Below are 14,329 nucleotides of genomic sequence, written 5' to 3'. Positions count from 1 at the left end.
AGGGGGCGGGAGGGGCGTCGGGTCAGGAGCGGATGGTCGTGCTGTAGGTCAGCTGCATCCCGGTGGAGTAGCCGGTGCGGCGGGCGATGACCTTGGCCTGGATGCGGTGGCCGCGGTCGATCGAGCGGACCGTGTAGGTCTTGGCGGTCGCGCCGCTGATGACGCGGCCGTCGCGGTACCAGCGGTAGGCGTACGAGGTCGGCTTCGGCGTCCACGACCCGACGTAGACGGTGAGGCGGGACCAGGCCCGAGGGGTGCCGACCAGGTACGGGCGCTGGGTGGCGTGGATCGGGATCCCCACGCGGGGGGAGACCGAGGACTTCGAGGTGTAGCCGGTGCGACGGGCGGTGACCGTGACGGTCAGGTAGCGGCCGGCGTCCCAGCGGGTCGGGGTGTAGGTGCGCCCGGTCGCGCCGCTGATCGCGACGCCGTTGCGCCGCCACCGGTAGCCGTACGACGACGGGGTCGGCGACCACGACCCGTTCGTGGCGGTCAGGGTGCGGCCGACCCCCTTCGTCCCGGTGATGCGGGGCCCGGCGACGAGCGCGAAGGACTTGGGCGTCGAGGTGTTGGCGATCCGCACGACGGCCTGGGTGGAGGAGACCGACTCCGTCGTGATCGCGATCGTGCCGTCGTAGCTGGTGAGGGTGCGGCCGGCGGCGAGCGACATGGAGTTGTCGCGGGTGCCGGTGGGGGTGGGATCGAGGAGCACGCTGGTGCGCTCCTTGGAGTTCAGCCGCAGCACGCGCACGCCGGTGGTCTGGCCGAGCGGGTTGGTCGCGTCGCGGCCGGTGGCGGCGCGCAGCTCGACCCAGTACTTCACGCCGGAGCCGCGGTTGGTGACCACGGCGGCGCGGGTGCCGGCCATGCCGGAGACCGGGCGGAGCGTGACGCGGGTGGTCCCGGGGCCGACGGCCGTCGCGGCGGAGGAGGGCATGAGGCCCTTGGCGAGGGCCTGGGGAGAGGAGAGCATCGGCGCGGTCGAGCCGGAGACGCCCATGACGTCCAGCGAGTCGCCGTAGGCAGCCTCGCGGCAGCCGCTGTCCCACGAGCCGTCGCTGAGGTTGCGCGTGTCGCTGCGGCTGGAGCACACGAGCGAGTTGGCGTGGTCGAGCGAGATGTTGTGCCCGAGCTCGTGGGCGAGGACGGGGTACTTGGTGTCGGCGACGTGCAGGAGGCCTGGCGCCGAGGTGGTTTCGCCGAGGGTCCCGAGGCCGTAGCCGCAGGTGCGCTCGGTGGAGCGCGGCAGCGCGAGCACGAGGCTCGAGTTGTCCTCGACCCGCCAACCGGTCTCGACGAGCGCCTCGTCGAAGCGCGCCATCGGGTCGTCGCTGCACGTGTAGATGGAGGTGTAGTGGGGCTTCATCGTCGGCGCGCCCATGCGGATCCGACCACCGGACTGGTCGCTCCAGTACGCGTCCGCGGCCGAGACCTGCCGCGTCGCGACGGCACTGGTGACCGGGTCGCGGGTCACTCCCTTCGGCGTGACCTCGACGTAGGTGATCTTGCGGGTGCTCGTCGCGGCCTGCGGTGCGGCCTCGGCGGAGAGGACCTCGGTGACGGGCAGGGGGTCACCGCCGGGGGCGAGGGCGGTGTCCCGGCTCGCGGCACGCAGCGTCGCCGTGGGCGCGGTGGGGGAGGAGCGGCGCAGGACGGCCCGCGGGACGGCGACGTCGATGCTCACCCGGGAGCCGGGCGCGGTGTGCTCCAGCCCGGCGCCGTCGACGGGGACGACCCGGTCCTCGCTCAGCACGCCGAAGTGCTGCCGGCCACCTGCGTCCTCGACCGCGGTGCGCACGAGCGTGCCCGTGACACGGACCTGCGGGTCGGGAGAGGTCGTCGGTTGCGCCTGGGCGGTGAGCGCGGTGCCGCTCAGGGCTGCGGTGAGCAGGGCGGCGAGCAGGGTGCGCGAGCGCATGGACGACTCCGGTGGCGAAGGGGGGTGGTTCGCCGAGCGTAGTGGCTGGATGTGCGAGGATGGGCGCGGCTCACCAGCCGCCCGCTGCGACCCACCAGGTCGCCCAGGGCGCTCCGTCTCCTGTGTCTGGTATCGATTCATCCGAGGTCTGTCTGCCGTGTCTGCGCCCGAGCCCACCACCACCTACGACCTGACTGCCCCGCAGTTCGTCGCCCACGAGGGCGGCAAGGTCGAGGTACGGGCCACGAAGCCGCTGCGCGACCAGGACGACCTGTCCCTGCTCTACACCCCGGGCGTCGCCGACGTGTGCCTGGCCATCGAGCAGGACCCGTCGCTCTCGCGCACCTACACCGCCCGCAACAACACGGTCGCCGTCATCACCGACGGCACCGCGGTGCTCGGCCTGGGGGACATCGGGCCGCTCGCGGCGATGCCGGTCATGGAGGGCAAGGCGGTGCTCTTCAAGCACTTCGCCGGCGTCGACGCGATCCCGGTGTGCCTCGAGTCCGGCTCGATCGACGAGCTCGTCGACGCGATCGCCCGGATGGCGCCGAGCTTCGGCGGGATCAACCTCGAGGACATCTCGGCCCCGCGCTGCTTCGACCTCGAGCGCCGGCTGCGCGAGCGCCTGGACATCCCCGTCTTCCACGACGACCAGCACGGCACGGCGATCGTCGTGCTCGCCGGGCTGATCAACGCCTGCCGCGTCGTCGACCGCACCATCAGCTCGCTCAAGGTCGTCGTCGGCGGTGCCGGCGCGGCCGGTGTCGCCGTGACACAGCTGCTGCAGCTCGCCGGCGTCGTCGACATCGTCGTCTGCGACTCGCGCGGCATCATCGGCAAGCACCGCAACGACCTCGTCGCGCACAAGGAGATGCTGGCCGCCACGACCAATGTCTCGGGCCGGACCGGCTCGATGGGCGACGCGCTCAAGGGCGCCGACGTCTACATCGGCGTCTCGGGCGGCACCGTGCCGGAGGAGCAGATCGCGACGATGGCGAAGGGGCCGATGATCTTCGCGCTGGCCAACCCCACGCCCGAGGTGCACCCCGACATCGCGCACAAGTACGCGTCGATCGTCGCGACCGGCCGCAGCGACTTCCCCAACCAGATCAACAACGTCCTGGCCTTCCCCGGCATCTTCCGCGGGGCGCTCGACGCCGGTGGGGTGCAGATCAGCGAGGAGATGAAGCTCGCCGCCGCGCGCGCCATCGCCGACCTCGTCGAGGAGCCCACGGCCGACTGCATCGTCCCGCCCGTCTTCCAGGAGGGCGTGGCCGAGGCCGTCGCCGCTGCGGTGGCGGCCCACGCGGGCTGACGCCTCCCGCTCGTCGTGGCCGGGCGCCGGGCGGGCTACTTCGTCTGGTTGGGGTGCCGGGTGTGCACCTCGACGAGCACCACGGTCGACTCGTCGACGTAGAACCAGATGCGTGCGCCGTTGGTCAGCTCGTGCTGCCACTGCTCGTGGGTACGTCCGTCGTGGGTGACGGTGGACAGCTCGCCTTTGAGGCGGTGGTTGCGCGGGACCCGCTCCTGAGGCGTCCGGGTGAGGAACTCCCACGTCTCGACCACGGCATTGCGCTGGGTTGCGACCAGGTCCCGCCAGCCCCGCTCGGCCTGGCGGGTGCCAAAGATGAGTGTGTACTCCGTGGACCTCGTCGGCCGCGGTGCCCGTGACCGCCTGGCCATCACGCCTCGACGGGAGCCGGGGCGATGCGCGGGTCGGGTACCACCATCGGCTCGTCCAGCCACTCCAGGTCATCAGGGGACGTGTACCCCGCAGCCACGGCAGCCGCTGTCGCCTGCCACTCGTGGAGCTCGACGAGGAAGGGCCCGAAGTCGTGGATCGCCGCGCACCCGCGGGCGGTGTCGATGATGTCGGTGGTGAAGGACGTCCGGTCGCGAGCGCTGAGGAAGCGCAGCCAAGGGAAGCGCTCCAGCAGCCGATCCTCGAGGGGAGAGTCGCCGGGTGCGAGGGACACCGCGACGAGGTCGGCAGCGACAGCCAGCGCGGCGAAGTGCTCGTCGTACTCACTCTTGCGGGTGAGCACCAAGGACTCGCCGTCGCGGCGGGTCACCTCGACGGGTGACTCTTCCGCCGACCGGAAGACCTTGGCGCTGTCGCGAGAGAGGTCGGAGGCGCGATACGTGGTCATGACAGCCATCCCCCCATTGTTCTGAACATGATCAGAACAGTCAAGGCCGGGCTGACGCTCAGATCGAGTACTCGACCCCGTGCGTGCCCGAGATCATCCCGGCGCCCACGGTGTTGCCCGTGGCCGGGTCGATGAGGATGAAGGACCCCGTCGCCCGGTGGGTCGCGTAGGCGTCGACCGCGAGCGGCTGTGACAGGCGAAGGGAGACGGTCCCGACCTCGTTGAGCCCCAGCTCGCTGGCCTCGCCGTCGCGCTCGAGGGTGTTGACGTCCAGGCGCGCCCCGAGGCCATCGACGATGGCCTTGACCGTGCGGGTCGTGTGCTTGAGCAGCAGCTTCTGCCGGCTGTGGAGCGTGCCGGTCGTCATCCAGCAGACCGTCGCGGTGATCTCGCGGGTCACCTCGGGGGCGTGCTCGGCGTCGGCGATGAGGTCGCCGCGCGAGACGTCGACGTCGTCACCGAGGCGCAGGGTGACGGACTGGCCGGTGACGGCCTGCTCGTGCGTGGCGTCGAGGGTGTCGATGCCGGCGATCGTCGTGCGGACGCCGCTCGGCAGGACGACGACCTCCTGGCCCACGTGGAAGGTGCCCGCCTCGACGCGGCCGGCGTAGCCGCGGTAGTCGCGGTGCTCGCCCTGCTGCGGCCGGATGACGTACTGGACGGGGAAGCGGTCCCCCTTCGTCTCGAAGAGGTCGGCACTCTCCGCCGTCTCGAGGTGCTCGAGCAGGCTCGTACCCGAGTACCAGGGCATCGCGTCGCTCGTCTCGACGACGTTGTCGCCGACGAGGGCCGAGATGGGGAAGGTCGCGACCGCGGGCACCTGCAGCTGCTCGGTGAAGGCGAGGAACTCGTCACGGATGCGCGTGTAGACGGACTCGTCGTAGCCGACGAGGTCCATCTTGTTGACCACGAGGGTGATGTGGGGGACCTGGAGCAGGGACAGCAGGACGGTGTGCCGGCGGGACTGCTCGGTCAGGCCGTGGCGGGCGTCGACGAGGACGAGCCCGAGGTCGGCGGTCGAGGCGCCGGTGACCATGTTGCGCGTGTACTGCGCGTGCCCCGGGGTGTCGGCGAGGATGAACTTGCGCCGCGGGGTGGCGAAGTAGCGGTAGGCGACATCGATGGTGATGCCCTGCTCCCGCTCGCTGCGGAGGCCGTCGGTCAGCAGCGCGAGGTCGGTGTGGTCGTGGCCCTTGGCCTTGCTCGTCGCCTCGACGGCCTCGAGCTGGTCCTCGAAGATCGCCTTGCTGTCGAGCAGCAGGCGCCCGATGAGCGTCGACTTGCCGTCGTCCACGGACCCCGCGGTCGCCACGCGCAGCAGCCCCAGGTCCAGGTCGGTCCCCGTCACGCTCCCTGAGTCCCCCTCCACGCTCCCTGAGGTGCGAGGAGCGCCAGCGACGAGCCTCGAAGGGTCGGTCACGTTCTCCACATCAATACTCATCAGAAGTACCCCTCCTTCTTGCGGTCCTCCATGGCGGCCTCGCTGAACCGGTCGTCGCCACGGGTCGCGCCGCGCTCGGTGAGGCGGGCGATGGAGATCTCGTCGATGATCTCCTCGACGGTGCCGGCTGCGGACTCGACACAGCCGGTCAGCGTCAGGTCACCGACGGTGCGGAAGCGCACGGTGCGCTCCTGCGCCTCTTCGCCGGGACGAAGGGGGTTGTGCTCGCTCTCCGTGAGCAGCATCCCGTCGCGCTCGAAGACGCGTCGCTGGTGCGAGTAGTAGATCTCGGGGATGTCGAGCTGCTCGCGGCCGATGTACTGCCAGATGTCGAGCTCGGTCCAGTTGGAGAGTGGGAAGACCCGCATGTGCTCGCCCTCGTGGATGCGCCCGTTGTAGAGGGACCAGAGCTCCGGGCGCTGGTTCTTGGGATCCCACTGGCCGAAGTCGTCGCGGTGGGAGTAGATGCGCTCCTTGGCGCGCGCCTTTTCCTCGTCACGGCGTCCGCCGCCGAAGGCTGCGGTGTACCCGCGCTCCTCGATGGCGTTGAGCAGCGTCCCGATCTGCAGCCGGTTGCGCGAGGTCTTGCCGTCGTCGATGACGATGCCGTCGGCGATCGCCTGCTCGACGGACGCGACGTGCAGCTCGATGCCGAGCCGGTCGACCCAGCGGTCGCGGGTGGCGAGGACCTCGGGGAAGTCGAACCCGGTGTCGACCTGGAGCAGGCCGAAGGGGATCTTGGCGGGCGCGAAGGCCCGCTCCGCCAGCCGGAGCATGACGATCGAGTCCTTGCCGCCGGAGAACATCAGGACGGGGCGCTCGAACTCCGCGGCGACCTCACGGATGATGTGGATCGACTCGGACTCGAGGACGTCGAGGTGCGTCAGGGCAGCCTGTGGGGCAGCAGTGGGCACGAGGGAACCTCTCTTCGGACGGACCCCCGGAGCATAACGTCTGGTTATGGATGCCCAAACTGGTGTTCAGGTGTTGGATGGCGGGGCCGACCGAGCGAGAGGAACGTCAGCGCGTCAGGCAGAATGCTGCGCATGACATTCGGGGGGGTTGTGTGCGCGTCCTCTTGTTGACCCATCACTACCCGCCCGAGATGGGCGCCCCGCAGCAGCGGTGGGACGGCCTGGTCGAGTGGTTCACGGCCAACGGCCACGAGGTCGCCGTCATCACGCCCGTGCCCCACTACCCGAATGGCAAGGTGTGGCCCGAGGTGGCCGCGCTCGTCGTGGGAGCGGTGCACTCCGGTGCCCATGGTGAGGTCGTCCACCGGGCGGCATACCGCCCGACGAAGGGCTCGGTGTGGTCCCTGCTCGCTGACCAGGTCGTCGGCGCCGCCCACTCGGCCTGGCTCGCCCGTCGGTTCGCCGGCAACGAGCGACCGGACGTGGTCATCACGACGGTGCCGGCACTCCCTTCGCTCATCTCCGGGGTCATCGTCTCGCGTCTGATGCGTCGGCCGCTCGTGCTGGAGATGCGCGACGCGTGGCCCGACCTGCTGGCCGTCATCGACCGCTGGGAGGGGGAGAAGGTGACGGGCCGCCAGCACCTGAAGCGGGCGCTCGCGCGGGTGGCCGCGGTGGGGACGAGCGTGCTCCAGCGCCGCGCGTCGGTCGTCGTGACGACGACCCACTCCTTCGCCGAGCGGTTGCGCGAGCGTCGCTTCCGCCACGTGCGGGTCGTCCGCAACGCCGCGCACCCCTTCGAGACCACGCTCGAGCTACCGACCCGGGCGCCGGAGGGGGAGCTGCGCGTCGTCTACGTCGGCACCGTCGGCCGCGCGCAGGGTCTGGAGACGGCCGTCGAGGCAGCGCGGCTGGCGGCTCTCGCCGGTGTCACCGTACGACTACGGGTCGTGGGCGGCGGAGCGGGTCGCGCGCTCGTCCAGGCAGCGGCGGCCGAGGCAGGCGTCGACGTCCAGCTCCTCGGCATCGTCCCCCGCACCGAGGTACCGCAGCACTACGCCTGGGCAGACACCGCTCTCGTCATGCTGCGCCCGTGGCCGGGGCTGGAGCTGACGATCCCGTCCAAGGTCTACGAGCTCATGGACGCCGGGCTGCACATCAGCGCAAGCGTCACGGGCGAGGCCGCCGACGTCGTCGGTGATGCCGGCGCCGGCGATGTCGTCCCCGCCGGTGACGCGCAGGCCCTCGCCGACCTGTGGGTCAGGCTGGCCCGCGCCCCCCAGCCGCCGATGCCCTCGCCCCGAGCCAAGGCCTGGGTGGACGTGCACGCGCGGCGGCCGATCACGGGGGAGCAGTACCTCGGGTTGCTCGGCGAGCTGCACGTCGCCGTCGGTGAACGAGGGGTCAGCGCCGGGCAGCGGCTCGTCGGGCTCGCGGACAACATCTCGCTCCTCGCGACGACCGCCGTCGAGCACCTCGGTGACGACCCCGTCTCCTTCGGCGTGCTCGTGATGCGTCGCCTGCCGGGTCCGGCGCGCGACCAGGTGGCGGGGTCGCTCGCCCGGCTCGAGGCATCGCCGGTGACTGCGGCCCTGGGCCACGTCCTCGCAGACCGCCCCGAGCGTGCCCGCGCGCTGCTCGACCGTGCCGGCGCCTCCCGCCTGCGGGACGAGCTCGAGCTGCTGTTGTCGGGCACGACGACCGACGAAGGGAGGCTGCGCTCGCGTGCCCTGTGGGCCGACGGCGAGATCTCGGCAGCCATCGCCGCGCTGTCGACGAGCACCCGTGGGGCCGACCGTCGTCAGGCCGACCGCTTGCGCTCAGAGCAGCGCCTGCTCACGCCGGGCCATCGGCTGGCCGTGCCTCCGACGCGTCGGCCGGGAAGTCGAGCTCGTCGCCGCAGCGTCACGCACCTGCTCACCAACTCCCTGCCGCACACCACGTCCGGCTACGCACTGCGCAGCCACGCGATCCTCCAGGCGCAGATCGCCGCGGGCATTGCGTCGCGCGCGATAACCCGCCCGGGGTACCCGGTGACGGTGGGAGTGCCGACCGCGGCGAGGACCGACTTCGTCGACGGGGTGCCCTACCACCGCGTGCTCGCCCCGAGGCTCCCGGAGACTGTCGAGGCCCGGCTCGAGCTGTGGTCGAGTGCAGTCGTCGACCTCGGGGTGCGCTCGCGCACCGAGGTGCTGCACGCGACGACGCACTACCCCAATGCCCTCGTGGCGCAGGCGGCCGCCTCGTCGTTGGGGGTCCCGTGGGTCTACGAGGTGCGCGGCCAGCTCGAGAAGACCTGGGCGACCTCACGCCCCGGTGTCGCCGAGGCTCAGGCCCTCACGAGCGAGCGCTACCGGCTGTGGCGAGCGCGCGAGATCGAGATGGCCTGCGCGGCCGACGCGGTGGTGACGTTGTCCGAGGCGCTGCGCGACGACCTCGTCACCCGCGGGGTCCCCGCTGAGCGGATCACGATCGTCCCCAACGCGGTCGATGCCACGCTGCTGGCTGACGCGCCGCCCGCGCAGCAGGCCCGACGTCGTCTGGACCTCCCGGAGGACGGCGTGTGGGTGGGCACCGTGTCCTCGATCGTCGGCTACGAGGGCCTCTCGACCCTCGTCGACGCGATCGCCCTCGCCCGCGACGCCGGCGTCGACGTGCGTGGGGCGATCGTGGGTGACGGTGTTGCCCGCCCGCCACTGGTCGACCAGGTCCAGCGGCTGGGCCTCACCGAGCACGTCCTCCTCCCCGGGCGGGTCTCGCGGGGCACGGCCCGGTTGTGGCACCAAGCCCTGGACGTCTTCACGGTGCCCCGGCGCGACGTCGACGTCGCGCGCACCGTGACGCCGCTCAAGCCGATCGAGGCCATGGCGGTCGGTCGCCCGGTCGTGGCGAGCGACCTGCCGGCACTGGCGGAGATCGTCCAGACACCGGGCAGCGGGCTCCTCGTCCGCCCCGACGACCCCGATGACCTGGCGCGCGCCCTGGTCCGGCTGGCGACCGACGAGACCCTCCGGATGGAGCTGGGCCTGCGCGGTCGGGCCTTCGCCGAGACCCGGACCTGGACCGCCCTGACGCACCGGTACGCGGCGCTGTACGACCAACTCATCGGGGTGAGCGCGTGAGCCGTGAGGCGCCGAGCGATATGGAAACCACTCCGCAGACCCGGTACGTCGATGTCAGCCGCCTCCACCCGGTCGGTCGGCGCCCTGCGCTGAGTGCGTACCTGCGGGGCCTGTGGCACAGGCGTGCCTTCATCGTCGCGGATGCCCGGGCCCGTACCTTCACGACGAACCGGGACATGCTCCTGGGCAACCTGTGGCTCATCGGGCGACCGCTGCTCGACGGAGCGACCTACTTCGTGATCTTCGGGTTGATCTTCGGGGCCCGTGACGGTGTCGAGAACTTCATCGGTTTCCTGCTCATCGGGATCTTCCTCTTCGGCTACACGTCGAGGAGCCTCAACAGCGGCATCACGGCGGTGTCCACGGGCAAGAACCTCATCCGCACCTTCGCCTTCCCGCGTGCCGTCGTGCCTTTGGCCACGTGGTTGCGGGAGTCCTACTCCGCGATCCCCAGCGTGCTCACGATGTTCGCCCTGGTCATCCTGATCCCTCCCCACGCCGAGGTGACCATCTGGTGGGCGCTCTTCCCGGTCGTCCTCCTCCTCCAGGCAGGACTCAACCTCGGGATCGTCCTGTACGCCTCACGCTTCGGCTCGATCATCCCCGACAGCAAGGTCTTCGTCGGGTTCTTCAGCCGCTTGTGGATGTACGGCTCGGGCGTGATGTTCTCCATCGAGCGGCTCAGCGACGGTCATCCGCTGGTCATGTCCCTCTCCGAGCTCAACCCCCTCTACTGCGTCCTCGAGCTGTCCAGGGACACCCTCCTCTACGGCAGCCCAGGAGACACCAAGCTGTGGGTGGTCCTTACGACGTGGGCATTGGTCACCCCCCTCTTCGGCTTCCTCTACTTCTGGCACGGCGAGGAGCACTATGGCCGTGAATGAGACCGATGGCCAGGACCCGCTCGTCGACGACGCGAGCGTCGCCGTCAAGGACCTCCGGGTGACCTACCGCGTGATGGCTGACGAGGAGGTCGGCAGGCGTAGCCGACTGCCGTGGCGCCGCACGGTCCAGGTGCACGCCCTGCGCGGCGTCAGCTTCGTCGCCCGGCAGGGCGAGATCGTCGGCATCCTCGGGCACAACGGCTCCGGGAAGTCGACGCTCCTGCGGATCATGGCCGGCCTCGAGACACCGACGTCGGGGACGGTCCTCGCCACGAGCACGCCGACGCTCCTGGGAGTCAATGCTGCCCTGCTGCCCGAGCTCACCGGGACGCGCAACGTGCACCTGGGACTCCTCGCGATGGGGTTGACCCCGGGGCAGGCCAAAGAAGCCCATGCCGACGTCCTGAAGATCGCCGCTCTGGGATCAGCGATTCACCGACCCATGAAGACGTACTCCTCGGGCATGAGCGCGCGCCTGCGGTTCGCCATCGCGGCGGCGGCCCGGCCGGACATCCTGCTGATCGACGAGGCGCTGGCCACCGGGGATGCAGCGACCAAGGCCCGCAGCGAGGCGCGCATGAAGCAGATCCAACAGGACGCCGGGACGATCTTCCTCGTCTCGCACGCAGCCCAGACGATCGAGGAGATGTGTACTCGCGCCATCTGGTTGCATGAAGGGGAGATCATCTCCGACGGTCCTGCCCGGATGACGGCGCGGGCCTACCGCTGGTGGGCGTGGTTGATCGCACAGGGCGAGGAGAGCAAGGCCGAGGAGTTCCTCGCCACGGTGAAGGACAAGCACGAGCCGACGCAGGTGTCCTTCATGGCGCCGCGTCGCAAGCGTGCCCGGATGAGGAGGGTGCTCAGATGACCATGCCGCAGCTGCCCGACGGGTGGCGGCCTGACCCCGGTGACTACTCGCGGTGGACGCCCGTACGCGCATGGGGCAGTCTCGAGGACTTCCTCGACGGAGCCGCGCTGGACAACGGCACGGACGTCATCCGTCTCCCTTCCGGGGACCATCTCGACGTCCTCTTCGGAGGTGAGGACGGCCCGACCGGCCAATGCGTCCCGGCATTCTTCACAGGAGCGATGCCGGCCCGGGCGGAGCGGACGCCGCCCTTCTTCTCGGGCGTCAACCTCGGCCGTCTCGCAGGTGGCCGGTATGTCGCCTTCAGCGACCCGTTGGTGGCGGCTTCGACGGACGTCTCTCTTGGGTGGTACGCCGGTCGGGCGGGGGACCGGGTCCAAGAGGCCGTCGCCGCCGTCCTCGAGCTCGTCCACCTCCGGCTCGGTCGTGAGCTGCTGCTCGTCGGGGGATCCGGTGGCGGGTTCGCGGCGCTCGAGCAGCTGCGGCGGGCCCGGGTCCCTACGTCCGCCTTCGTCTGGAACCCGCAGACCGACATCCTCAGGTACCTGCCGCAGGTCGTCGACACGTATCTGTCGACCGCGCTCGGCATCAGTCGTGCGGCGTTGAGCCGACTCCCGGATGATCAGCGAGTCAGCCGAGCAAGCGCGGTTGGCATCTCGCTCACGGCCGTCGGCCGGAACGTCTCCGCGGTCGCTGACGGCGGACGGGCGCTGGTGCTGCAGAACGCGAGTGACTGGCACGTCGCCGACCACATGGGGCCCTACCTCGATGCGGCCGATCTTGATGACCGGGGTGCCGGCCTCTGGGGCAAGGACCGGGAGACCTGGCTCGTGTCCACCATGGGCCGTGGGCACGCCGTGCCCCCCCGGGCAACGCTCGAGGCGGGGTACCGGCAGATGCTGCGCGAGGGCGCGGACCCTGAGCAGATCGCGCACGACCTGCGGCGTCGTGGACACGCCCCTGTCACCCCGCCCGCCGAGTTGCCAGTGGATCTGCGGGGGATGGCTCCGTCCCTGGCGCGAAGTGGGATCCGCGCCATCCGCGACGCCTGCGGTCTGGTGCGGGTATGGCTGGCCAACCCGGAGGCGCTGCCTGATGCGGTGGGCGCCAAGGTCGAGCTGCACCAGGCCGGACACACCATCCGGCGCGACCTCACGGGCCAAGGGATCACGGTGCTCGGGCCGGGGGTCACGGGTGCCACCGTGGTGCTCCGTGACCGCTTCGGCCACGAGGTGGACCGCCAGACCGTCCCGGTGGCCCTCGTGCCAGACGGTCCCGGTGTCGCCGTCGTCGGGAGCTGCGTCTCACGAGACGCTGTTCCCCACATGTCCGTGCCGATGACCCTCGTGGACTATGAGGCCCGGCAGAGCCTCATCAGTGCTTTCTCCGGGGCGGTGCCGCTGCCCGCCGAGCACGTCGACCTCGCCAGCTCCTTCCAGCGCAGGATGTTTGAGGCTGACCATGCGAGCACCCTGCCCGATCGGGTACGTGAGCTCGCCCCGGCGACGGACCTCCTCGTCTGGGACCTGGTCGACGAACGTCTCGGCGTCTTCATCCACGGAGATGGGCGGGTCACCACGGATACGGTCGAGTGGCGCTCCCTCAATCCCGGCCAACAGGCACCCGTCGGGTCACGGCACGTGCCGTTCGGATCTGCGGAGCATCTCATGCTCTTCCGGCAGGCGCTGGTCCGCTGGCGCGAGCTGCTCGACGCGACGGGCCTGCGCGCGCGGACGGTACTGCTGGCTCCTCCGTGGGCCGATCGCGCGACAGGTGGTCAGCCCACCGACCCCAGCTTCGGGGTGAGCGCGCCGGCGGCCAATGCGGCCACGGCGGCCTATGTCGCGGCTGTCCAGGAGCTGGTCGGGATCAAGGTCGTGGGCAGGGACCTCGACACGCGTGCGGGCGAGGACCACCGGTGGGGCAATGCCCCGTTCCACTTCGACGACGCGACCGAGCGGTCGATCGCCGATCTCATCGTCGCGCAGCTGCCGAGTGGCCAGACCCTCGGGGGAACCATCGTGGGTCCATCAGGTGTCGCGGTCTCGACCGGCCCGGGCGGACCTGGTGCGGTCGTCGTGGGCGCGACACCGCCCCCGGGCTCCAAGGTGGCCTTCCACCTCTTCCGCGGGTCGGAGCGGATCGCGACGACGCCGTACGGCACGGCGACCGGGCACACCTTCTGGCGACTGACGTCCGGCCGGTACCTCGTGAGGGTCTTCGTCATGCTCCCGGACGGATCCAGGGTGTCCCAGGCATCGCCGGGCGTGGTGCTCAGCTGACGACGCGCAGCCGCAGCTGCTCCGCCAGGTACTCGTACGCCGCTGTGCTGTAGTGGAAGGGGCTGGCACCCCACCGGTGGTCGACGGGGGAGACCGCTAGGTCGGAGGGCAGGTCGATCATGGGGACGAGGCGCTCGAGCCGGTCGTAGTAGCGGCGGTAGCGCTGGTTCGCCTCCTCCGGAGCCATCATCCACTCCGGGACGTCCAGTTCGTGCCCCGAGTCGTCGTGAGCCGCCCACGGAGTCCGCAGAGAGACCGTCCGGTCCAGCAGGCCAAGTTGATCGACGGCGGCGACGATGCGGGTCATCGCGGCGGACCACAGCGCGAAGTGGGCGTCGGTCCCGAACTGGAGGTGCTCACCGCCCTTCGTCGCGCGTGCGCCGCCCGCCGACCAGATCTCGCTCAGGCGAGTGACGTAACCCCCAGAGGTGGCGACCACCCCGGACCGTTCGTCGATGAGGTCGATGACGAGCTGGTCGATCGAGTCCGCGTGGGTGGTCAGCTCGGAGAGCAGGTTGCCCTCGATGTCGCCCCGGACCATGCGCTCTTGGAAGGAAGAGGCGATCGGGGCGAGCTGCTCGGCAACGCCGGCAGCAGGCTGGCCGACACTGATCGCCGACTGCCGAGCGACGTAGCGCAGCACCTCGTGGGTGTCGTCCATGACCTCCAGGGTGTCGCGGCTGACACATGATCCGTAGATGAAGGTCCTCACCCGGCTCCGGGCCACCTCCCCACCGCTGC

Annotated in this window: 11 protein-coding genes; 5 read left to right on the top strand and 6 right to left on the bottom strand. The window is 70.7% G+C overall.

All coding sequences use genetic code 11. The features are described from left to right. Window positions 1-22: 22 nt before the first annotated feature. Window positions 23-1,918, bottom strand: coding sequence for a hypothetical protein (locus tag JT1_RS09505; RefSeq protein ID WP_068325378.1), 1,896 nt, complete (start codon window positions 1,916-1,918; stop codon window positions 23-25). Window positions 1,919-2,075: 157 nt separating this feature from the next. On the opposite strand from JT1_RS09505, the gene JT1_RS09500 reads away from it, so the two are divergent. Then, a complete protein-coding gene (locus tag JT1_RS09500) occupies window positions 2,076-3,236 on the top strand; it encodes an NAD(P)-dependent malic enzyme (protein ID WP_169701933.1) in 1,161 nt (386 codons plus the stop codon). A 35-nt stretch (window positions 3,237-3,271) separates the two neighbouring features. Here the strand turns inward: JT1_RS09500 and JT1_RS09495 are convergent, their stop codons facing one another. From JT1_RS09495 to cysD, 4 genes are all read right to left on the bottom strand, one after another. Continuing rightward, window positions 3,272-3,607: a hypothetical protein gene (locus JT1_RS09495; RefSeq protein WP_068325376.1), complete on the bottom strand. Its 336-nt coding sequence runs from the start codon at window positions 3,605-3,607 to the stop codon at window positions 3,272-3,274. Further along, on the bottom strand, window positions 3,607-4,074 hold the full coding sequence (locus JT1_RS09490) for a type II toxin-antitoxin system Phd/YefM family antitoxin (protein ID WP_255218293.1): 468 nt from the start codon (window positions 4,072-4,074) through the stop codon (window positions 3,607-3,609). Before JT1_RS09490 ends, JT1_RS09495 begins: the two co-directional genes overlap by 1 nt. A gap of 58 nt (window positions 4,075-4,132) precedes the next feature. Then, a complete protein-coding gene (locus JT1_RS09485; protein WP_068423195.1) occupies window positions 4,133-5,401 on the bottom strand; it encodes a sulfate adenylyltransferase subunit 1 in 1,269 nt (422 codons plus the stop codon). A gap of 113 nt (window positions 5,402-5,514) precedes the next feature. Further along, window positions 5,515-6,429 carry a sulfate adenylyltransferase subunit CysD gene (cysD, locus tag JT1_RS09480; protein ID WP_082807572.1) on the bottom strand — a complete coding sequence of 305 codons (915 nt, stop codon included), beginning with the start codon at window positions 6,427-6,429 and terminating at the stop codon, window positions 5,515-5,517. A gap of 191 nt (window positions 6,430-6,620) precedes the next feature. Between cysD and JT1_RS09475 the strand changes: the two genes are divergently transcribed. Genes JT1_RS09475 through JT1_RS09460 form a run of 4 tightly spaced genes read left to right on the top strand, consistent with a single transcriptional unit; the run spans window position 6,621 to window position 13,588 of the window. Then, window positions 6,621-9,551, top strand: coding sequence for a glycosyltransferase family 4 protein (locus JT1_RS09475; protein ID WP_068325371.1), 2,931 nt, complete (start codon window positions 6,621-6,623; stop codon window positions 9,549-9,551). Next, complete coding sequence (locus JT1_RS09470; RefSeq protein ID WP_255218292.1) at window positions 9,548-10,435, top strand: ABC transporter permease; 888 nt, start codon at window positions 9,548-9,550, stop codon at window positions 10,433-10,435. Before JT1_RS09475 ends, JT1_RS09470 begins: the two co-directional genes overlap by 4 nt. Then, complete coding sequence (locus JT1_RS09465; RefSeq protein WP_068325366.1) at window positions 10,422-11,306, top strand: ABC transporter ATP-binding protein; 885 nt, start codon at window positions 10,422-10,424, stop codon at window positions 11,304-11,306. The genes JT1_RS09470 and JT1_RS09465 overlap by 14 nt, the downstream gene beginning before the upstream one ends. Then, window positions 11,303-13,588: a DUF6270 domain-containing protein gene (locus JT1_RS09460; RefSeq protein WP_068325364.1), complete on the top strand. Its 2,286-nt coding sequence runs from the start codon at window positions 11,303-11,305 to the stop codon at window positions 13,586-13,588. Before JT1_RS09465 ends, JT1_RS09460 begins: the two co-directional genes overlap by 4 nt. Here JT1_RS09460 and JT1_RS09455 read toward each other — a convergent pair. Then, window positions 13,581-14,300: a DUF6270 domain-containing protein gene (locus JT1_RS09455; RefSeq protein ID WP_255218298.1), complete on the bottom strand. Its 720-nt coding sequence runs from the start codon at window positions 14,298-14,300 to the stop codon at window positions 13,581-13,583. The two genes, JT1_RS09460 and JT1_RS09455, sit on opposite strands and share 8 nt — an antisense overlap. Window positions 14,301-14,329 lie beyond the last annotated feature (29 nt).

Source organism: Janibacter terrae NBRC 107853 (assembly GCF_001591405.1).
In the GTDB taxonomy this organism is placed as follows: domain Bacteria; phylum Actinomycetota; class Actinomycetes; order Actinomycetales; family Dermatophilaceae; genus Janibacter; species Janibacter terrae.
Note: the sequence above shows the minus strand (reverse complement) of the source record. Positions and strands in the feature narration are given on the sequence as shown.

Coding starts and splice junctions, on each gene's coding strand:
- JT1_RS09505 (WP_068325378.1), bottom strand. CDS start 1,918: ATGCGCTCGCGCACCCTGCTCGCCGCCCTGCTCACCGCAGCCCTGAGC.
- JT1_RS09495 (WP_068325376.1), bottom strand. CDS start 3,607: ATGGCCAGGCGGTCACGGGCACCGCGGCCGACGAGGTCCACGGAGTAC.
- JT1_RS09490 (WP_255218293.1), bottom strand. CDS start 4,074: ATGACCACGTATCGCGCCTCCGACCTCTCTCGCGACAGCGCCAAGGTC.
- JT1_RS09475 (WP_068325371.1), top strand. CDS start 6,621: ATGGGCGCCCCGCAGCAGCGGTGGGACGGCCTGGTCGAGTGGTTCACG.
- JT1_RS09465 (WP_068325366.1), top strand. CDS start 10,422: ATGGCCGTGAATGAGACCGATGGCCAGGACCCGCTCGTCGACGACGCG.
- JT1_RS09460 (WP_068325364.1), top strand. CDS start 11,303: ATGACCATGCCGCAGCTGCCCGACGGGTGGCGGCCTGACCCCGGTGAC.